Below are 19035 nucleotides of genomic sequence, written 5' to 3'. Positions count from 1 at the left end.
AAAGTAGATTAGGCCATCTCTAAGACCTCGCCCACGCAGCGGTTAATACCTTTTGCCGCCTCAGAAATACTACCTGCTAACATATAGGCGGGGGTGGTCACCAACTTGGCTGCTTTATCAATACAAACCTTATCAACTTGGCAATCTTGATGACTACCGCCCATCGCGTTTATTGCCTCAGCAACTTCCGCGTCATTACCCACAGTACATTTTACTCCTTCACCAAAAATATTGGCTGCCATCGTTGGCGCAATACAAATTAAGCCCGTAGGCTTGCCTGCAGAATGCATTGCCTGAACGAACTGAGAAACGTCATCTCGCACTGTCATCTCTGCACCCTTCACCGCAAAATCTGACAAATTCTTGGCCGCACCAAATCCACCGGGAATAATCACCGCATCAAAATCTGCCGCCTTCGCCTCTGCCAAATCTTTTACCTCTCCGCGTGCTAACCGTGCTGCTTCAACAAGTACTTGGCGTGATTCGCCCTCTGCGACTTCACCCGTTAAATGGTTGATAACATGCAGCTGCGTCACATTGGGCGCGAAGCATTGATAAGTTGCGCCATGGTTTTCAATCGATAACATGGTAAGCACCGTCTCATATATCTCGGAACCATCGTAAACACCGCAACCCGATAAGATTAGTGCGACTTTTTTCATTGCTGTTGTCCTCCTTGCTGAAATCTCAACCGGCTTGTCACACACCGGCTTTCAATAATGCCTTCACGTAAACCACGTGTTGAAATGTCCATGCTATCAATACCTAGGGCCTCAAATAAAGCCAGCACGATTGCCACCCCCGATGCAAAAATTGACCGCCTATCTTCACTCAAGCCCTGATAACAAACTTCGTCTATTGTATTAAACAAAGACAGGTTATCTGCCAATGCCCGCAAAGGCGTAATATGAATTCCCCTAAGCTCACCATCCACTATTTTTTGCTGCGCTAAAAGTACTTGCTCCACGGCAAGCAGCGTCCCCGAACAACCAATGACACGGGGCGATGGTTCCAAAAAGGACGCTGGAAAATCAGACAATGCTTGAGTAAACATCGCCAGTGCCGCCTTATATGCGGCCGAAAAATGCGCTCGACACAACTTTCCCTCGGGAAAATAGCGCAAGAACCGCAAACAACCGACATCAACGCTAAGCCCATGAACCAACTCCGAGCCCGAACTCAAAGCAAGTTCGGTACTGCCGCCACCTATATCAACCACAATAGATGCTGGCGTCATGGCCGCTTCACCGCCAGAAGATAACCCCGAACTCACACCGAGATAAACCAACTCCGCCTCACGAGGGCCACTTATGGTATTAGGCCGCACGCCGAGTAAGCGCTCTACCGCAGTAAGAAACGGCTCAGCATTCATTACCCCTCGCAACGAGGCCGTTGCCACCACCTGTAATTCTGTCAGCGAATACTGGGCGATGATATTCTGATAATCCCGCAAACATGCCAGTGCCCGCGCCTGAGCTTCCTCTTTTAAATAGCCGTCGTCACTGCCGGCAGCCAACTGCACCTTTTGCTCGGCTGCATACTCCTGACGCCAGCCATCCGGCATCACCTGCGCAATTAACAAATGAAAACTGTTTGACCCCATATCAATCGCCGCCAAATACGAGCCAACAGACAAATTCACATCACTCACCCTTTTCACATCCCGATAATTCCTGTGCTATCATCGCACATCCTTTATCTTATGATGTTTATTCGGAGAACTAACATGAGCGACAACATCGTTCACGTCACCGACAGCAGTTTTGAAGAAGACGTGCTGAAGTCTGATTTGCCTGTCCTTGTTGATTTTTGGGCTGAGTGGTGTGGCCCATGTAAAATGATTGCCCCCATTCTTGACGAGATTTCTAGCGAATTCGCTGGAAAAATCAAAATCTGCAAAATCGACGTTGATGCCAACAGCGATACGCCAGCGAAATTCAGCGTTCGTGGTATTCCCACGCTGATGATCTTCAAAGGCGGCAATGCCGAAGCAACCAAAGTAGGCGCATTATCAAAAACTCAATTGATGGATTTTGTTAATTCAGCACTGTAATAATGCCTTGTAGCTCGTTCAGTAATTTAACTGAACGAGCTTACTCTAAACACTAGACGCCCTGAGATAACAGTGGTAGAGTGCGCAAGATCCTTCAAAGAAAACCCAATAAATAACCTTTAAATTCGCATCAGCTTAACTCGTCGAGCTCGTTCAGGCTTCCCTTTTTCCGCCTACCCCGCGTCTCGCTTATATCCTGTCTAATTGATACCACTAAATCCATATACCTATGAATCTGACCGACCTAAAAACAAAATCAGCCCAAGAATTACTCGATATTGCAAAAGAAAGCGGCCTAGACAATATTGCCCGCTCTCGCAAACAAGATATCATCTTCTCCATACTCAAACGCCACGCCAAAAGCGGTGAAGATATTCACGGAGATGGCGTATTAGAAATACTGCAAGACGGCTTTGGCTTCTTACGCTCCGCCGACTGTTCTTACCTAGCCGGGCCAGACGATATCTATGTCTCTCCCAGCCAAATTCGACGCTTTAATCTGCGCACCGGCGACAGCATCGCCGGTAAAATCCGGCCACCTAAAGAGGGCGAGCGCTACTTCGCTCTGCTAAAGGTTGACCAAGTCAACTTCACTCGCCCCGAGCAGTCCAAGAACAAAGTTCTGTTTGAAAACCTAACACCGCTATTCCCCAACGAGCGTCTGACCCTCGAAATGGGCACCGGCTCCACCGAAGACTTAACGGGTCGTATCATTGACCTCGCTGCGCCAATTGGTAAAGGTCAGCGCGGCTTGATTGTTGCGCCGCCGAAAGCGGGTAAAACCCTCATGTTGCAGAATATTGCCTCGAGCATCATTCGCAACAACCCAGAATGTTACGTCATTGTATTGCTGATTGACGAACGCCCAGAAGAAGTAACTGAAATGCAGCGTTCAGTTGGGGTTCGCGGCGCAGAAGTTGTTGCTTCTACCTTTGACGAGCCACCAGCGCGTCACGTCCAAGTTGCTGAAATGGTTATTGAAAAAGCAAAACGCCTAGTAGAACACAAGCGTGATGTTGTTATTTTACTCGACTCTATTACTCGCCTTGCCCGTGCTTATAACACCATTGTGCCTAGCTCAGGCAAGGTGTTGACCGGTGGTGTTGATGCCCACGCTCTGGAGCGTCCAAAACGCTTCTTTGGTGCAGCACGTAATGTAGAAGAAGGCGGCAGCTTATCTATTATCGCAACCGCATTGATTGATACCGGCTCAAAAATGGACGAGGTTATTTACGAAGAGTTCAAAGGCACCGGTAATAACGAACTCCACCTCGACCGTAAAATTGCCGAGAAACGTGTCTACCCCGCCATTAATATTCGTCGCTCAGGCACTCGCCGTGAAGAGCTATTAACTGGCGAAGAAGAGTTGGCCAGAATGTGGATTCTTCGCAAGCTATTACACGGCATGGAAGACACAGCAGCCATTGAGTTCTTAATTGATAAACTCAAAGACACCAAGACCAATGCAGACTTTTTTGACTCTATGAAACGCAAGTAAGTTAGCACCGCGCAGTGAGGCACGCATTCCGCCAAACTGCGCCACCCCTCAAACCTAACACTTACCTAATGCGCCAGCCCTATGTATAAAGACCTCAGAGAGTTTATTCGTCATTTAGAAAAACAGGGTGAATTAAAACGTATCAACCACCCCGTTGACCCTAATCTAGAAATGACTGAGATCTGTGACCGCGTGCTTCGCGCCGGTGGCCCTGCCCTACTTTTTGAAAACCCTATTGGCTACGACATGCCTGTCTTGGCAAATTTGTTTGGCACCGAAAAACGCGTTGCCATGGGTATGGGCAAAGACGACATTAAAGCCTTGCATGAAGTCGGTGAATTACTTGCTTTCCTACGCCAACCCGACCCACCAAAAGGGTTGCGCGACGCCTGGAGCAAGCTTCCCATATTCAAACAAGTCTTAAATATGGGACCAAAAATGGTGAGTGGTGCCGCCTGCCAGGAATGCCTGATTGAAGGTGACGCCATTGATCTGCACACCCTGCCAATCCAAACCTGCTGGCCCGACGATGCCGCTCCCCTGATAACGTGGCCACTTGTGATTACCCGTGGGCCAAATAAAGAACGGCAAAATCTCGGCATATATCGGATGCAGCTAATCGCTAAAAACAAGCTGATTATGCGCTGGCTTTCGCATCGCGGTGGCGCACTGGATTTTCAAGAATTTAAAGAAACTCATCCCGGTGAGAGGTTCCCCATTTCAGTGGCTCTCGGCGCTGACCCAGCCACAACACTCGGCGCTGTAACCCCTGTTCCCGATACACTCAGTGAGTACGCCTTTGCCGGTTTATTGCGGGGCAGCAAAACAGAACTCACCGAATGCCTGAGCAATAATTTACAGGTTCCGGCGACAGCTGAATTCATTTTAGAAGGCTATATAGACCCTGAGGAAATGGCCGATGAAGGGCCATATGGTGACCACACCGGCTACTATAACGAAGTAGACAGCTTTCCGGTTTTCACCGTTACCCATATCAGTCATCGCAAAAAACCAATTTACCACACCACCTATACCGGACGGCCACCAGATGAGCCCGCCGTATTAGGCGTCGCCTTAAATGAAGTGCTAGTGCCCTTACTGCAAAGGCAGTTTCCTGAAATTGTCGATTTTTATTTGCCACCAGAAGGCTGCTCTTACCGTATGGCGGTGGTAACCATTAAAAAACAATATCCCGGTCACGCCAAACGCGTCATGTTTGGTGTGTGGTCATTTTTGCGCCAGTTTATGTACACCAAATTTGTCATTGTTTGCGATGACGACGTCAATGCCAGGGATTGGAACGACGTAATGTGGGCCATTACCACCCGCATGGATCCCGCCCGCGATACAGTATTAGTCGAAAACACCCCCATCGATTATCTCGATTTTGCCTCGCCGGTTTCCGGTTTAGGATCGAAGATGGGAATGGATGCGACAAATAAAATAGGCGGCGAAACAACCCGCGAGTGGGGACGCCCAATCGTAAAAGATCCCGCTGTCGTCAAAAAAATAGATGATATTTGGGATAAGTTAGGGCTGAACTAAAAACCTTGTATAGCTTCAGCCCGGCGCAATGGCTAGCATAACAAGCCACAATCAGCTGCTTGCTGTACACTCCCGTCATTATCACCATCACCGCAGCCATCCGCATGTCATCGCCAGCCACAGCAACGCCAACGACACTTAACGTACCGCTATCACTCTATATTCACATCCCCTGGTGTGTGCGCAAATGCCCCTATTGCGACTTTAACTCCCACGAACAAAAAGACACCTTGCCAGAACAAGCCTATATCAGTGCGATGCTGGAAGACCTCGACCAAGATTTAGCCTTTATTCAGGGACGCGAACTGCAGAGTATTTTTATCGGTGGCGGCACCCCCAGCTTATTTAGTCCTGAGGCCTACCAACGGTTATTAACAGAACTTCAACATCGGATTCGCTTTGCGCCAGACATCGAAATCACCCTTGAGGCAAACCCTGGCACCGTTGAGCAATCCCACTTTAACGGATATAGAGAAAGCGGCATCAACCGGCTTTCTATTGGCGTGCAAAGCTTTGATCCTAGCCAGCTCCAAAAGCTCGGCAGAATTCACGACAGTGATGATGCCTTACGGGCAATAAGCTGTGCGCAAAAGGCAGGGTTTAGTAATTTTAATGTCGACTTAATGCACGGCCTAAATAATCAAAGCCAAGCCGAAGCTGTCCAGGATATCAATCTTGCGATCAACGCCGGAGCACCGCACATCAGTTGGTACCAACTCACAATTGAACCCAATACGGAATTTTATAAACGACCACCCCGCTTGCCGCTGGAAACCGATATGCATCGCATCCAAAACGCGGGCTCACAAGCTCTTAGCGACGCAGGCTTTCAACGTTACGAGGTCTCTGCTTACGCGAAAGCTGGCCATCAATCACGCCACAACCTAAATTACTGGCAGTTTGGTGACTACCTCGCTATTGGCGCTGGCGCACATGGAAAAATAACACAAGAAAATGGCCAAATTATTCGCTACCAAAAAACCCGCAAGCCTGAAGATTACCTGTCACGCAGCCCATCGCGGAGCAGTAAAATTGACACCATTGCCGCAGATGATTTACCGCTAGAATTTATGATGAATGCCCTGCGTTTACGGCAGGGGTTTTCGGCTGAATTATTTGAACAACGCACCAATCTGTCTTGGCAAGTTATTGCCGATACCATCTCACGTCTTACCAATACCAGCTTGCTCATGGTAGACCAAGACAAATACGCACCGACCCACCGCGGCTATGACATGCTAGACAGTATATTAGCCGAGTTCCTCCCAGACTAAACTAAACGTAACAGACCGCACCGCCGTCAATTCTAATATTCTGGCCATTAATAAAGCCCGCCAAATCACTGCAAATAAAAGCGACTAAATCCGCCACTTCTTGACGTTCAGCAATACGTCCACTGGGGTTGGGATACTCAGTTTCTACAATTTTTTCTACTATATCCGCCCAGTCGTCACCCCAGCCTTTTTTCTTGGCGCGACGACGAAAACCCGCCTCCAATTCTGCGGTACGAATATAACCCGGAGAAACCGTATTCACGGTAATACCGGAATGACTTAGCTCCTTGCTTAAACTTACGCCCATTGTTGCCAAGGCTCCCTTGGACGCATAATAATGCGGCATAATACTATTAGGCTGATGACTACCAATCGTCCCCAACTGGACAATACGCCCCCAGCCCTTTTCTCGCATAGCGGGACTTAAGCCCTGAATTAAACGCACCCCCGAAAGCACATTTTTCTGATACATATCCAACCAGTCATCACTGCCACTGCTAGCCCATTTACCGGCGGTCGCCGTGCCATAATTGTTCACTAAAATATCTACCGCTCCAACGCTGGCAGACACTTGATCCAATACCTGTTCACAACCTTGCTCGCTGGCAATATCACCCCAAACCACCTGTGCAGAAGTAGCAGCCATCACCTCTGTGGCTTCACCCTCTTCATTACTGTGAAACACCACCGTGGCACCCTCCCTGGCCAAAGTATGTGCGATAACCTGACCCGTGCCGCGATTACTTCCCGTAACTAAGGCAATTTTATTCTTTAATTTTAGATCCATAGCAACACCATACTCTCTACGTAATAAGCACAAGCTCCGTCATAATCATGGTCGCACACCACCAGTCTATGGCAAAATCTAAACCGTCACGCTAACAATAACCGCGAACTAGCAATCACCACGAGGTCACACCATGAATTTCTGCCCCCAATGCGCCAGCCCCATTGCCGAAAGACTCATTGACGGGGAAATTCGCAAAGGCTGCCCAGACACTGCCTGCGGGTTTGTACTGTGGAATAACCCAATTCCTGTTATCGCCATGATTGTAGAAGTAGAGGGCGGTGTAGTCATGGCCCATAACGTAACTTGGCCAAAATCATTTTATTCAATTATCACTGGTTTTCTAGAAGCGGGAGAAGATCCTGAAGAGTGTGCCCGACGGGAAACAATGGAAGAACTCAATCTCCATGCCTTAGAAACTTCACTGGTTGGTGTTTACCCTTTTGCCCAACAAAATCAGGTTATTATTGCCTACCACGTCAAAGCCGCTGGAGAAATTAAACTTAACCACGAACTTGATGATTACAAAATCACCCCAATCGCCGACATTAAACCCTGGCCAATGGGAACCGGACTCGCACTATCTGACTGGATAAAAACGAAACTCGATAATTAATTCAGCAACTGAAACGGGCTTATTAACATTGGCAGATAACTCCACTATACCCTCTCTCTGGGATAGTGGATCAACATTATTTAAGGCACTTATCTTCGTTATAAAAATTTATATCTGACTAGTGATAAACCTATGCAAAATTTTAAAGAAGCCTTAATCAACAAACTGCAAGACCAATCAGGCTTCAATGATCAAACCAGTTGGCCATAGAAAACACACAAACCATCCTCCACCGCATCAATAGGGTCATGGTCATTGATACGCTTACACCCTCGCCAGTAAAACAAATGCGAGCGCAGGCCTTGCTAAGAAGGCTACAAAAAAACCAACTACTACCTTAAAACAACCGCCCTATTTTTTCTTCTCCGCGTCATTAACCTCGTCATCGTCATCCTCTTTTCCATGACGATCTCTAGCCGCTTCTTCTTTGGCAGTTTCCCGCGCTTTTTCTAACTCTGCCGTTAAAAGAGAAAGCTCTACTTTTACCGCGTCGCGATCTACCTCTTCGCCACTTTCGTCTGGCTCTGCTTTTAATGTTTCTTTTAGTTTTTTAATTTTTGATTCTAGATTTTCTACCGCGCTGGCTACTTCGGCTTTGCTAAACAAGATTTCTTCGGCGTGTCCGTTTTTATCTTCTTCTGGGTGTCTAATTTTCTTTCGTTTTGGGATGAACTGTAAATCAGACGGCAGCGGCCGTTGATTCATAAATGATGGCGATACAATTTCAATTCCCGCCTCATGCAATGCATCTAACATTCTGCCCCGTAGGCGAGATCGTGCACTTACCAACAAACCGGCTTCCTTCAACCAACCGCTTGCGCGGTACATCACCGAGAAGTCCCCAAGATCACGTATTTGCACAAAACCATCGTCCAATTCCGCCGCTTCAATGGCCAGTAACAAGGCGGCTTCTATATCGCGGCGATCTACGTCATAACCCAGCGAGACCTCGGCTGACACCACCGTACCGGAAGAGCGCACAACATTATAGGGTTCCTGTACTAACAGTAAATTTGGCACAGTGACTAGCTCACTGGTTTCATTCTGAAATTCTACGTGCAACAAACCTCGTTGCGAGACGCGGCCCAGCTCGTTACGAAATTCAATATAGTCGCCAGCGCGAAAGCTATTCACCGTGCGCAACATAAAACCCGCCATTAAGTTGCCCATGACGGAGGTTGACGACAAGGCAATGGCCGCACTGAGCAGCAAACCGACCAAACTTAATAACTGCCCCCGCAGCTCGCTGTCCATGGGGAAGGTTGTTATTGTGAGTAAAACGCCACTGAGCCGGAACACCAATTTGGTGCCCTGCTCCCGGTAACGAATATCTGCGCCATGATCTTTTTGAACCGCAAATAGCTTGCGGATGAACAACCAGACACCAAATAAAATGATCATGAGCACCGCGAACGGCCCCCACTCACCTAGCCAGTCCGGTGAGACGCTATTCACTACGCCTAATGCTTCATCCATTATTAACTCCAGTTAGGATGTGTTTTTAACTGACAAAATCGGCTCTGCGCCCCTTAACGGCCTCTCTGCCAAAGTAAGCTGCCACCTCTTGTACGCAGATTAGCGCATAACTGCTATAAATACCCTGTGTTTTACCTTGTGCGACGACCCCATACGCTGTGTTAAACTAGCGCACTTTAGTTTATTTGCAAGATAGGGTTTGGCCACTGCCAACGAGGATTATTTATGCCTGTTTATCGTTCCAAAACCACTACCGGCGGCCGCAATATGGCGGGCGCGCGCGCGTTGTGGCGCGCTACTGGCATGACCGACGGTGATTTTGAAAAACCCATTATCGCCGTGGTTAACTCTTTTACTCAATTTGTTCCCGGCCACGTACACCTAAAAGATATGGGCCAATTAGTTGCCCGCGAAATCGAAGAAGCCGGCGGCGTTGCCAAAGAGTTCAATACCATTGCGGTTGATGATGGCATCGCCATGGGCCACGACGGTATGCTTTACAGCTTGCCTAGCCGAGACATTATCGCCGACTCTGTTGAGTATATGGTTAATGCACACTGCGCCGACGCCATGGTGTGTATTTCTAACTGCGACAAAATCACCCCGGGTATGTTGATGGCAGCCCTGCGGCTTAACATCCCCGTGATTTTCGTGTCTGGCGGCCCCATGGAAGCCGGCAAAACCAAGCTTTCTGAGAACAAGCTCGATCTTGTGGATGCCATGGTTATCGCGGTAGACGATAGCGCATCTGACGAGAAAGTAGCGGAATACGAGCGTTCAGCATGCCCAACCTGTGGTTCATGTTCTGGTATGTTCACCGCTAACTCAATGAACTGCCTGACCGAAGCCCTTGGCCTATCATTGCCGGGTAACGGGTCATTGCTGGCCACCCACGCGGATCGTAAAAAACTCTTTTTAGAAGCTGGCCGACGTGTTGTCGAAATCACCAAACGCTACTACGAAGAAGACGATGACACAGTATTGCCCCGCAATATTGCCTCACACAGCGCGTTTCAAAATGCCATGGCCTTAGATATTGCCATGGGCGGCTCGACCAACACCATTTTACATTTGCTAGCCGCCGCACAAGAAGCTGAGCTCAACTACACTCTGCATGATATCGACAAGCTATCTCGCGAAGTCCCGCAGTTGTGCAAAGTCGCACCCAATACTCCGCTCTACCATATGGAAGATGTTCATAGAGCCGGTGGCGTAATGGGTATTCTTGGTGAGCTTGATCGCGCGGGTCTTTTAGACACCAGCCTGCCTACCGTTCATGCCAGCACAATGGGCGCGGCATTGGCGCAATGGGACATCATGTCGACAGATAACGACGCGGTGAAGAATTTCTTCAAAGCCGGCCCTGCAGGCATTCCCACACAAACTGCCTTTAGCCAAGATACTCGGTGGGGTTCGCTTGATGCCGACCGCGAAAACGGCTGTATTCGCTCACTCGAACATGCCTTTTCTACCGAAGGCGGCTTAGCGGTGTTATTTGGCAATATCGCCGAAGACGGCTGCGTGGTCAAAACCTCTGGTGTTGACGAAAGCATTTTGGTATTTGAAGGGCCTGCGCATATTTGTGAAAGCCAAGAAGGCGCGGTTGACGATATTCTTCACGATCGCGTTAAAGCCGGTGATGTTGTGATTGTCCGCTACGAAGGCCCCAAAGGTGGGCCCGGTATGCAGGAAATGCTATATCCAACCAGCTACATAAAATCTAAGGGCTTGGGCAAAGTTTGCGCCCTATTAACAGATGGCCGTTTCTCTGGAGGCACCTCTGGCTTATCGATTGGTCACGCATCACCAGAGGCAGCAGCCGGTGGCGCTATTGGCCTTGTTGAGCAGGGCGACATTATTCGTATCGACATCCCCAATCGCGGCATTAATGTCTTGGTCGATGAGGGCGAGCTCAATAAACGCCGCAAAGCCATGGATGCAAAAGGTGCTGATGGTTGGAAGCCTATAAAAGAACGTCCACGCAAAGTATCTGCAGCCCTAAAAGCTTATGCCAAAATGGCAACCAGTGCCGACAAGGGCGCAGTACGGGATATTAGCCAGCTATAAGCAAATTTTTGGCATAAAAAAGGGGCCGTAAGGCCCCATAAATCTGGTTGTATCTTCACGCAACAGAAGACAAAACCCATTCCAAATTCTACTGAAAAGGAAAGCATCCCTTTCACCATAGCAATAACGTCATTGGATATTAATACGGATTTACCCCTAGGGTTACACTTCTCCATCTTGCCCAGCAGCATCTAATCTTCTACGCTAGGCGAGCCTTGACCGCAATTCCAGCAATAATCAAAGCTAGCAGGATTCTCCTCTTTACACTCTGCACAAACCCACGTGACATCCGCTTGTTGATGAAAATCTTGCAATACAGCCTCAGCGCAAATCACATCCTTAGGCTCAATCCAAAGTTCAGGCCAAACCTCTGTGAATGCCAAGCTCCCACTTGCACCACTGGCGTAGACATTGCGCAACTCCGTCGAGATACCATGGGTCAAAAGTAGGTTTTGAACATTCACAACCATGGTTAAGTTTTGGTTTGTAAATACCTTGTGCAGCGTCATCACCCCTCACTATCGCGTATTGCTTGATCTTTATAGTCGGAGACAATATGTAAATCCCGTTGTGGAAAAGGCACCACAATACCGGCATCAACCAAAGCAGTATCAATAGTCCACAAAAAAGCAGACCGTGTGCCACTCTGCTGTGCCGCATACTCGGGCTTTACCCACACCAATAATTCAAAATCTAAACTTGAGTCACCGAAACCTTTCATAATAACTGAGGGCGATCGGCCCGGAAAATCCAACAAGGTTTGGGGAAGCTCGCCAATGGCGGCCAACACCACGTCTCGCATCCGATCTTTATCCGTGCCGTAAGCCACACCAAAAGGAATACGCAGGCGGCAGTAATTATTCGTGTGGGTCCAATTCGTCACTTTGCCATTAACAAACTCGGAGTTTGGCACAATCACCTCAGCATTTTCTAAGGTTGTTATGATTGTTGCCCTCACTGTTATTTCTGTTACTACCCCAATCACGCCGCTTTCAAGTTGCACATAATCGCCTACCTTTAGCGCCCGCTCTACCAAGATAATTAAGCCCGACACAAAATTACTAAAAATAGCCTGCAAGCCAAAACCTATTCCCACCGATAACGCCGATGCGACCAAGGCCAGCTTGCTAAAATCAATACCCACCACCGACAAAGCAATCACCGCACCAATGCACAAGACAACGTAGTGGATAAGTCGCTCTATGGTATAAAGAATACTACTAGAAAATGCTGTGCGACGCTGAGCAACTGAACGCAAACTACCGCGTAATACCCGCGAAGCCACCATTGCAACACCAACTACCACACAACCAGTAAGTAAAGTGCCTAAGGTCACCGGGCTCTTGCCCAAACTGATCAAAGGAAATGAAAGGTAGCTATTTAAAGATAAAAAGAAACTGTCGAGTGTGATGATGGCGCCCTCAATACACGGCCAATTTTTAGCCTTATTAATTATTGAATATAGGCTTTTGCCGCTGAATTGCACGAAAAAACAATCAAAAGGAAAACAAACACCAAGCAAACTGTTATTTCTTCAGGGTAGCTAACATTGAACCAGCTAGACTCGCATTCACTACTTATAATTGAAAGATTTTTGCCATGCCGCCAACATGGTATCTCGCTGGGATTCACTGACGGCAGCTCGACCTAACCAAACACTCAAAATTAGCATTGCCGATTCTGAATCACGAATGACACCCAAGGGGTCTTCGTTTAAATACAGGGTTAAACCTGTATTAGGCCGCCACGAAAGACGATATTGATCACCCTTGGAAATATCCTGATACCAAGTACAAAACAGCACAATATCATCCATTGCTGTGCGAAGCTCCGTTTCTGTAAAGGCCTCGGTTAGCGCCTTCATGGTCAAACTTTGAAAACGTTCCGCCGAAACACCCACTTTATATTCAATAATAATCTGCTTTGCATAATCTGGAGAGAGAATATTGCCGGATACAGGCCTAGCTTGCTGCCGGTCTACTTGCAAACGGGTTTCAGTAATTTCTTTCCACAACAAACTAAAACTTTCTTTACTCACTGTCTGCCAGCTTTCTTCGGCCACCAATACTGTCGCGTGTAAACTCGCTATCAATAGCAATCCTACATAAAACATTTTCCGTAAATAATATAATATGTCTAACATCATTTCACTTCCTCATGAGCTAACGCGATTGACTGACGCCCCAGCAACACAAAAACCAATAACTTTAATATCACTGGCGCCAAAATATAAACGCTACTGATTGCCCACGCAGGAGGAATAAGTGCATCAAGCTGATTACCCAGCCATAAATATGAAACTCCAACCGCCACACCCATAGCCGCCTTACTTAACATACTCCAAAGGGCAAACATTCGCGCAGCAACATCGGCCCCTCCGCGCTCGGCTGACAAGGTCTGTGCCAATCCTGTTTGCATTACTGATGGCAATGCTTGGTCAGCACCCAGCGCCAAACCGGTGCCAATACTGATGACGACAAACCAATAAACATCACCGTCACCCAAAAATGCAGCTAAGCTAAACAGCAACGCTGAGCTGCATAAACCAATTCGCCAAGCCTGTAGATTGCCAATACGGTTAGCCAAGAAATACCAGAACGGCACACCCACTAAACCCGCGGCAAAATAACAAATCAGAACAAGGGGAAGCTCGCTCTCTGCATGCAATACTTCCCTCATAAATAATATAAGCACTGTGCCAGGAATAGCATTCGCTAACATATTTAAAAACCACGGCAGCGCCAAATTTCTAACTCGTGGATCAGACAATAAAATCTTGTAACTCAGTGAGTTATCACTCGCCCCTAGCGGTTTCTGACTCCCCTGTAAATAAACCGCAATCACCAGCACCAATAACAATAAAACCAAGATTGGCGGCAGAGCCGACGCCGGCACCATTGCCGGTACAAGCATTGCGGCCAAAGTACCAATCAACAACATCGCCTCACGACTGCTGTTATAACGTAATCGATCTATGTTATGGCGAGATAGGTTCACAGGAAGCGCTAACCAAGGTACAGTAATACCCGTCCAGCCCAACATGAGAAGTACGAGCACCAAGCCCAACATCAGCGGTGACCACGGGTGAGGAATCAGCGTTAGCAGCATGACACTTAATGCAACCGTGCCCCATGCGCTTAACCAAAACCAACGATGGCTTCCACGGCGATCTACCCAAACTCCTACCGGTAAATCACTGAGGACGTCACCAATGCGGGCCACAAAGAAGATAAGGCCAACAAGGCTATAGCCATAACCACCTTGTTCAGCCAGCCACAAAGGAGCGTAAATATAGAATGGAAGACCCAAAGCCGCTAGTGGAATACCCGGCAGTGAATAACAAAAAAGTCGCCAATATCGGACAGGAGTTGACACAGTGGACTCCGAAAGAAAGAAAAACAGCCTTAATCAGTATCTGGAACGATGATCTGATCTAAGTATAGATACGTAATAAGCACACGCTGAGATCACAGAAGTACATATGCAAAACTTATCACATAAAAAACCACTCAATATTGCCGTTATTGGCTCAGGCATTGCTGGGCTTAGCAGCGCATGGCTGCTGAGTAAAAATCACAACGTCACTATTTTTGAGCAAGACTCACGTTTAGGCGGCCACACCAACACCGTAGACATTCAAACTACCGCCGGTACAATCGCAGTTGATACGGGCTTTATTGTATTTAATGAGCGTTGCTACCCAAATTTAGTCGCTCTATTTAAAGAGCTAGGCGTAAGATATCAAAGCACTGATATGTCCTTTGGCGTGTCACTTGATCGGGGACGCTTGGAATACAGCGGTTCAAATTCTATCTCGACCCTGTTTGCCCAAAAACGCAATTTATTGCGCCCTCGGTTTTGGCGAATGATTAAAGATCTGCTGCGTTTTTACAAAAACAGCGCCGACTGGTTGCAATCATTACCCGACGACATGTCGCTTGGAGAGTTGCTAGAGCGCGAAAAATTTGGCCCCGGATTTTGCGAAGATCATTTACTCCCCATGGGAGCCGCAATTTGGTCTACGCCAGTAGAAAAGTTCATGGCCTATCCTGCAAAAACCTTTCTGCGCTTTTGCGATAACCACGGACTTCTACAAGTGAATGAACGACCACAATGGCAAACCGTTGTGGGTGGGTCACGAGAATACATTAAACGCATGACCCAGGATTTTGCTGGCGAGATACGCCTTAACACCAAAGCGAGCAAGGTCAAGCGCTTTCACGATCACGTTATCATCACCGATCAAAACGGCGACCAACATCGCTTTGACCAGCTTGTTATGGCTGGCCACGCCGACCAGTCTTTGGCGATACTCGACGACCCAAGCAAAGACGAAAAACGTCTTCTTGGCGCCTTCTCTTACGAGCAGAACGATGCCTTTTTGCACCGCGATGAAAAACTGATGCCGGTACTCGGCGAAGTCTGGTCAAGCTGGAATTACCTGGCAGACAATCAACAGCAGAACAGCAAAGTCTCTGTTAGTTACTGGATGAATTCACTGCAACACCTTCCTTGTTCAGAGCCAATTATCGTTACCCTTAATCCTCTGCAACAACCAAGAAGGCCACTTGTTTATAAACAGTTTAGCTACCAACACCCCGTGTTTGATGAGGCAGCACTCAATGCCCAAAAACACCTCTGGAGTATACAAGGAACGCAAAGAACCTGGTTTTGTGGCAGCTATTTTGGTTATGGCTTCCATGAAGACGGCATTCAATCTGGCTTAGCCGTTGCAGAACAGCTAGGTGGAGCGGCACGGCCATGGCATGCAGAAAATGCTAACGGGCGCATACATGTGCAGCCAACAAGTTCGCTAACCGTTGCCGCATGAGCGCAGAGAACCGCTCTGCAATTTACAGCGGCGAGGTGATGCATCACCGTTTTTCCCCTCGCAAACATCGCTTTGTATACCGCATGAGCAGCTTTCTTTTTGATCTCGACGCGCTGAGTGAAACCGAGCAACACTGCAAACTATTTTCTATCAATAAATTTAATTTCTTTAGCTTTTATCACCGAGATGTTGGTGATAAAAGCGGCGAAGCACCTCGCCAATACCTAGAAAGAACCCTGCGTGAGAATGGAGTTAATGACAGGTTGCATAGCGCGACACTGCTTTGCTACCCGCGTATTTTGGGTTTCACCTTTAACCCTCTCAGCGTGTATTACTGCTACAAAGAGAATCAGCAGCTCTTTGCTATTCTCTATGAGGTCAGCAACACCTTTAAACAGCGACACAGCTATTTAATTCCCGTCTCTGATAGCGACCAGCATAAAGGCATAATTCGCCAGCAATGCGATAAACAATTTTACGTATCGCCGTTTATCCCCATGACGGCTCGATACCACTTCCGAATGCACTTACCAGGCAAAAATATTGCCTTGGCCATTCGCGAGACCGAGCAAGGTAAAGCGCTGTTACACGCCGTTTTTCGCGGCAAACGCCGACCATTCTCAGACCGCGAACTAGTGAAAAACCTCCTTTCCCTTCCGCTTATGACCATTAAAGCTGTTTTGGGTATACACTGGGAGGCACTACGACTTTTTATCAAAGGAGTAAAAATAGTGCCCCGCTCTCCTGAACCAAAGTCTTCAATTTCACGTATTGACCAATAAATGCCATAACAAACAAAGGGTCAACTATGAAAACTGCCACTGCGGCTCTGGTAAATAATGTAGATACCGGCTGGTGGGCAAGGCGCCAACAGCAAATGGTGACCAAAGCCCTCGCACCTTTATCCCATGCAGCCCAAGGGGTTTTGCGTCTCACCCTTCCCAATGGCAACAGTATTGAATTGGGCGAGCATCCCTGCGAACACTTCAACCCGGTCATTGTGCTACACAACTGGAAACCGGTACGTAAAGCCATTACTGGCGGCTCTGTTGGTTGGAGTGAAGCCTATATAGACGGTGACTGGGACAGCCCTGACCTTGCCATGCTGGTGGAGTGGATAGCCATCAATGAAACGCATTTTGAGGGGATGCTCGACAGCGGAAAATTAGAAGGCCTTTTCCAAAAGTGGCGACATCAGCGCAATGCCAATAGCAAGCGCGGCAGTCGGCGTAATATTTCCTATCACTATGACCTTGGTAACGAGTTTTACCAGCAGTGGCTAGACCCTAGCATGACTTACTCAGCCGCCTACTATAGCTCTGATCAGCAAACACTCGCCCAAGCTCAATACGCAAAATACCAGCGCATTATCGATTTACTCAATATTCAAGATGGCGACCGTATTCTTGAAGTTGGCTGTGGTTGGGGCGGCTTTGCAGAGCAGGTATGTAGCCAGAAAAACGTATCACTACATGGCATTACGCTGTCTGAAAGACAGCTAGAATTTGCCCAACAGCGCTTAGCTAACACCCAAACCCTTGGCACGGCCGAATTTAGCCTTACAGATTACCGCGACACCACCGGCGAATATGACCATATTGTCTCTATAGAAATGCTTGAAGCCGTCGGTGAAAAATATTGGCCAACGTATTTCAGCACCGTATTTGATCGCCTCAAACCAGGTGGTAAGGCCTCTATCCAAATAATTACTATCGAAGACCAGCGCTTTGAACAATACCGAAGCAACCCAGACTTCATCCAAACCTATATTTTCCCCGGCGGCATGCTGCCCACTCCCGACATCTTTCGTGAGCAAGCTAAACTCGCAGGGTTAAAGGTAGATGATGAAGAAGCGTTTGGCTTAGGTTACGCACGCACATTGCGTGAATGGAATGATGTATTTCATCATCGCTGGGAAGAAATTGCCCCGTTGGGCTTTGATAAACGCTTTCAGCGGATGTGGCACTACTACCTGAGTTATTGTGAAGGCGGCTTTCGCGCTAACTCCATAGATGTTTACCAATTTGTGCTAGAAAAGCCCCTGCCAAATCAATAAGCACCTAACCACTTACAGCCCCAACTCTCTGTGCCAGTGCGGCACAGGATTGAACCTTATCCCTTAAAAACACCCAAAGATACGTACAATCCCCTATCAAATAAGGGCGCTGTAATCTCAAACACAAGGTTACAACATGGTAAGATGGTGACAATGGACATTGAGTAAAAGGTACACGGGAATGAAAACAAACAAGCGCTGGGGAAATGGAGCTAGAGTTGACGACCTCGATACCGGAAAGAAAATTCTCCTTAAATCTGCGGTAGATTGCTTCATCACTAAAGGCATAAAGTCGACAACGATAGAAGACATCGCCAAAGTTGCCAATGTGACAAGACGTACGGTATATCGATACTTTAACGGTAAATCAGACATCATTGCTGCGTTAATCGACATTGAACGCCAGCGTATGTTTTCCAAAGTTTTTGATGTCGCCAAACTCTATGACAATAATTTTCCACTGATGCTACAAGAATGTATCTGGTTCGCCGCCAGTTACAAACCACCTGAAGCGGGAAAATTAGATTTAGTGTCTGGTGCCAATGCCGCCGAGGCATCACCCCATATCGATAACGATGAGTCCGACGCTTACTGGCGCGACTTATTAAAAGATCCCCTAGATGGCTATAACGAGCGCAATGGCCGCAATGTTAACATTGACGACCTGATCCAAATTGTAGGGCGCCTTGTTTTGTCCTACCGGCAAATCCCCACCACCAAAGAGCGTTTCAAAGCTAGTTTGCTTGCGCTGTCACTCTAAACCCTGCGGGTATCACACCCGCACTGGCCTAATCGGCTATACGCTTGGTCCGTTTTGTCATTGAGACTTAGC

The 19035-nt window shown here is 47.8% G+C and carries 18 protein-coding genes; 10 read left to right on the top strand and 8 right to left on the bottom strand.

Going from position 1 to position 19035, the window contains the following annotated elements:
* Nucleotides 1-8: 8 nt before the first annotated feature.
* Together elbB and AELLOGFF_RS17125 are read right to left on the bottom strand one after the other, a co-directional pair.
* Nucleotides 9-662 (bottom strand): isoprenoid biosynthesis glyoxalase ElbB, encoded by a 654-nt coding sequence (gene elbB / locus AELLOGFF_RS17130; RefSeq protein WP_159270225.1) that lies wholly within the window; start codon nt 660-662, stop codon nt 9-11.
* On the bottom strand, nt 659-1642 hold the full coding sequence (locus AELLOGFF_RS17125) for a hypothetical protein (RefSeq protein WP_159270224.1): 984 nt from the start codon (nt 1640-1642) through the stop codon (nt 659-661). Before AELLOGFF_RS17125 ends, elbB begins: the two co-directional genes overlap by 4 nt.
* 84 nt (nt 1643-1726) lie before the next feature.
* Between AELLOGFF_RS17125 and trxA the strand changes: the two genes are divergently transcribed.
* The 4 genes from trxA (at nt 1727) to hemW (ending at nt 6370) form a co-directional block, all read left to right on the top strand.
* Complete coding sequence (gene trxA, locus AELLOGFF_RS17120; protein ID WP_159270223.1) at nt 1727-2053, top strand: thioredoxin TrxA; 327 nt, start codon at nt 1727-1729, stop codon at nt 2051-2053.
* Between the two features lie 229 nt (nt 2054-2282).
* Nucleotides 2283-3551, top strand: a complete 1269-nt coding sequence (rho, locus tag AELLOGFF_RS17115; protein WP_159270222.1) for a transcription termination factor Rho — start codon at nt 2283-2285, stop codon at nt 3549-3551.
* Between the two features lie 81 nt (nt 3552-3632).
* The gene (ubiD, locus tag AELLOGFF_RS17110) at nt 3633-5096 is read left to right on the top strand and encodes a 4-hydroxy-3-polyprenylbenzoate decarboxylase (protein ID WP_159270221.1); all 1464 of its coding nucleotides are present in this window, start codon (nt 3633-3635) and stop codon (nt 5094-5096) included.
* A 104-nt stretch (nt 5097-5200) separates the two neighbouring features.
* On the top strand, nt 5201-6370 hold the full coding sequence (gene hemW, locus AELLOGFF_RS17105; RefSeq protein ID WP_159270220.1) for a radical SAM family heme chaperone HemW: 1170 nt from the start codon (nt 5201-5203) through the stop codon (nt 6368-6370).
* Between the two features lies 1 nt (nt 6371).
* On the opposite strand, the gene AELLOGFF_RS17100 is transcribed toward hemW, so the two are convergent.
* Entirely contained in the window at nt 6372-7157 is a 786-nt protein-coding gene (locus AELLOGFF_RS17100) for an SDR family NAD(P)-dependent oxidoreductase (protein ID WP_159270219.1), read from the bottom strand.
* Nucleotides 7158-7290: 133 nt separating this feature from the next.
* Between AELLOGFF_RS17100 and AELLOGFF_RS17095 the strand changes: the two genes are divergently transcribed.
* Entirely contained in the window at nt 7291-7773 is a 483-nt protein-coding gene (locus tag AELLOGFF_RS17095) for an NUDIX domain-containing protein (protein WP_159270218.1), read from the top strand.
* 351 nt (nt 7774-8124) lie between these two features.
* Here AELLOGFF_RS17095 and AELLOGFF_RS17090 read toward each other — a convergent pair whose 3' ends face one another.
* Nucleotides 8125-9249: a mechanosensitive ion channel domain-containing protein gene (locus AELLOGFF_RS17090; protein ID WP_159270217.1), complete on the bottom strand. Its 1125-nt coding sequence runs from the start codon at nt 9247-9249 to the stop codon at nt 8125-8127.
* A 225-nt stretch (nt 9250-9474) separates the two neighbouring features.
* Here AELLOGFF_RS17090 and ilvD point away from each other — a divergent pair, with 225 nt between their 5' ends.
* Nucleotides 9475-11316: a dihydroxy-acid dehydratase gene (ilvD, locus tag AELLOGFF_RS17085; protein ID WP_159270216.1), complete on the top strand. Its 1842-nt coding sequence runs from the start codon at nt 9475-9477 to the stop codon at nt 11314-11316.
* Nucleotides 11317-11507: 191 nt separating this feature from the next.
* Here ilvD and AELLOGFF_RS17080 read toward each other — a convergent pair whose 3' ends face one another.
* The 4 genes from AELLOGFF_RS17080 to AELLOGFF_RS17065 all read right to left on the bottom strand — a co-directional run bounded on the left by AELLOGFF_RS17080 (nt 11508) and on the right by AELLOGFF_RS17065 (nt 14691).
* Nucleotides 11508-11825 carry a DUF7577 domain-containing protein gene (locus AELLOGFF_RS17080; protein ID WP_159270215.1) on the bottom strand — a complete coding sequence of 106 codons (318 nt, stop codon included), beginning with the start codon at nt 11823-11825 and terminating at the stop codon, nt 11508-11510.
* A complete protein-coding gene (locus tag AELLOGFF_RS17075; protein ID WP_159270214.1) occupies nt 11825-12652 on the bottom strand; it encodes a mechanosensitive ion channel family protein in 828 nt (275 codons plus the stop codon). The genes AELLOGFF_RS17080 and AELLOGFF_RS17075 overlap by 1 nt, the downstream gene beginning before the upstream one ends.
* A 237-nt stretch (nt 12653-12889) precedes the next feature.
* Nucleotides 12890-13462: a chalcone isomerase family protein gene (locus AELLOGFF_RS17070; RefSeq protein ID WP_159270213.1), complete on the bottom strand. Its 573-nt coding sequence runs from the start codon at nt 13460-13462 to the stop codon at nt 12890-12892.
* Nucleotides 13459-14691 carry an MFS transporter gene (locus AELLOGFF_RS17065; RefSeq protein WP_159270212.1) on the bottom strand — a complete coding sequence of 411 codons (1233 nt, stop codon included), beginning with the start codon at nt 14689-14691 and terminating at the stop codon, nt 13459-13461. The genes AELLOGFF_RS17070 and AELLOGFF_RS17065 overlap by 4 nt, the downstream gene beginning before the upstream one ends.
* 106 nt (nt 14692-14797) lie before the next feature.
* On the opposite strand from AELLOGFF_RS17065, the gene AELLOGFF_RS17060 reads away from it, so the two are divergent.
* From AELLOGFF_RS17060 to AELLOGFF_RS17045, 4 genes are all read left to right on the top strand, one after another.
* Nucleotides 14798-16147: an NAD(P)/FAD-dependent oxidoreductase gene (locus AELLOGFF_RS17060; protein ID WP_159270211.1), complete on the top strand. Its 1350-nt coding sequence runs from the start codon at nt 14798-14800 to the stop codon at nt 16145-16147.
* A complete protein-coding gene (locus tag AELLOGFF_RS17055) occupies nt 16144-16929 on the top strand; it encodes a DUF1365 domain-containing protein (protein WP_159270210.1) in 786 nt (261 codons plus the stop codon). Before AELLOGFF_RS17060 ends, AELLOGFF_RS17055 begins: the two co-directional genes overlap by 4 nt.
* Before the next feature lie 26 nt (nt 16930-16955).
* Nucleotides 16956-18203 (top strand): SAM-dependent methyltransferase, encoded by a 1248-nt coding sequence (locus AELLOGFF_RS17050; protein ID WP_159270209.1) that lies wholly within the window; start codon nt 16956-16958, stop codon nt 18201-18203.
* Nucleotides 18204-18384: 181 nt separating this feature from the next.
* Nucleotides 18385-18963 carry a TetR/AcrR family transcriptional regulator gene (locus tag AELLOGFF_RS17045; RefSeq protein WP_159270208.1) on the top strand — a complete coding sequence of 193 codons (579 nt, stop codon included), beginning with the start codon at nt 18385-18387 and terminating at the stop codon, nt 18961-18963.
* The last annotated feature ends 72 nt before the right edge of the window (nt 18964-19035 follow it).

Origin of the sequence: Zhongshania aliphaticivorans, from assembly GCF_902705875.1 — a bacterium.
Taxonomy (GTDB): domain Bacteria; phylum Pseudomonadota; class Gammaproteobacteria; order Pseudomonadales; family Spongiibacteraceae; genus Spongiibacter; species Spongiibacter aliphaticivorans_A.
This window is presented reverse-complemented; position numbering and strand designations above follow the sequence as displayed.

What these genes read in the sequence shown, in the direction of transcription:
- AELLOGFF_RS17080 (WP_159270215.1), bottom strand. Translation starts at nt 11,825, where the DNA reads ATGACGCTGCACAAGGTATTTACAAACCAAAACTTAACCATGGTTGTG.
- ubiD (WP_159270221.1), top strand. Translation starts at nt 3,633, where the DNA reads ATGTATAAAGACCTCAGAGAGTTTATTCGTCATTTAGAAAAACAGGGT.
- AELLOGFF_RS17055 (WP_159270210.1), top strand. Translation starts at nt 16,144, where the DNA reads ATGAGCGCAGAGAACCGCTCTGCAATTTACAGCGGCGAGGTGATGCAT.
- AELLOGFF_RS17070 (WP_159270213.1), bottom strand. Translation starts at nt 13,462, where the DNA reads ATGATGTTAGACATATTATATTATTTACGGAAAATGTTTTATGTAGGA.
- AELLOGFF_RS17060 (WP_159270211.1), top strand. Translation starts at nt 14,798, where the DNA reads ATGCAAAACTTATCACATAAAAAACCACTCAATATTGCCGTTATTGGC.
- AELLOGFF_RS17090 (WP_159270217.1), bottom strand. Translation starts at nt 9,249, where the DNA reads ATGGATGAAGCATTAGGCGTAGTGAATAGCGTCTCACCGGACTGGCTA.
- AELLOGFF_RS17050 (WP_159270209.1), top strand. Translation starts at nt 16,956, where the DNA reads ATGAAAACTGCCACTGCGGCTCTGGTAAATAATGTAGATACCGGCTGG.
- ilvD (WP_159270216.1), top strand. Translation starts at nt 9,475, where the DNA reads ATGCCTGTTTATCGTTCCAAAACCACTACCGGCGGCCGCAATATGGCG.
- trxA (WP_159270223.1), top strand. Translation starts at nt 1,727, where the DNA reads ATGAGCGACAACATCGTTCACGTCACCGACAGCAGTTTTGAAGAAGAC.
- elbB (WP_159270225.1), bottom strand. Translation starts at nt 662, where the DNA reads ATGAAAAAAGTCGCACTAATCTTATCGGGTTGCGGTGTTTACGATGGT.
- rho (WP_159270222.1), top strand. Translation starts at nt 2,283, where the DNA reads ATGAATCTGACCGACCTAAAAACAAAATCAGCCCAAGAATTACTCGAT.
- AELLOGFF_RS17095 (WP_159270218.1), top strand. Translation starts at nt 7,291, where the DNA reads ATGAATTTCTGCCCCCAATGCGCCAGCCCCATTGCCGAAAGACTCATT.
- AELLOGFF_RS17100 (WP_159270219.1), bottom strand. Translation starts at nt 7,157, where the DNA reads ATGGATCTAAAATTAAAGAATAAAATTGCCTTAGTTACGGGAAGTAAT.
- hemW (WP_159270220.1), top strand. Translation starts at nt 5,201, where the DNA reads ATGTCATCGCCAGCCACAGCAACGCCAACGACACTTAACGTACCGCTA.
- AELLOGFF_RS17045 (WP_159270208.1), top strand. Translation starts at nt 18,385, where the DNA reads ATGAAAACAAACAAGCGCTGGGGAAATGGAGCTAGAGTTGACGACCTC.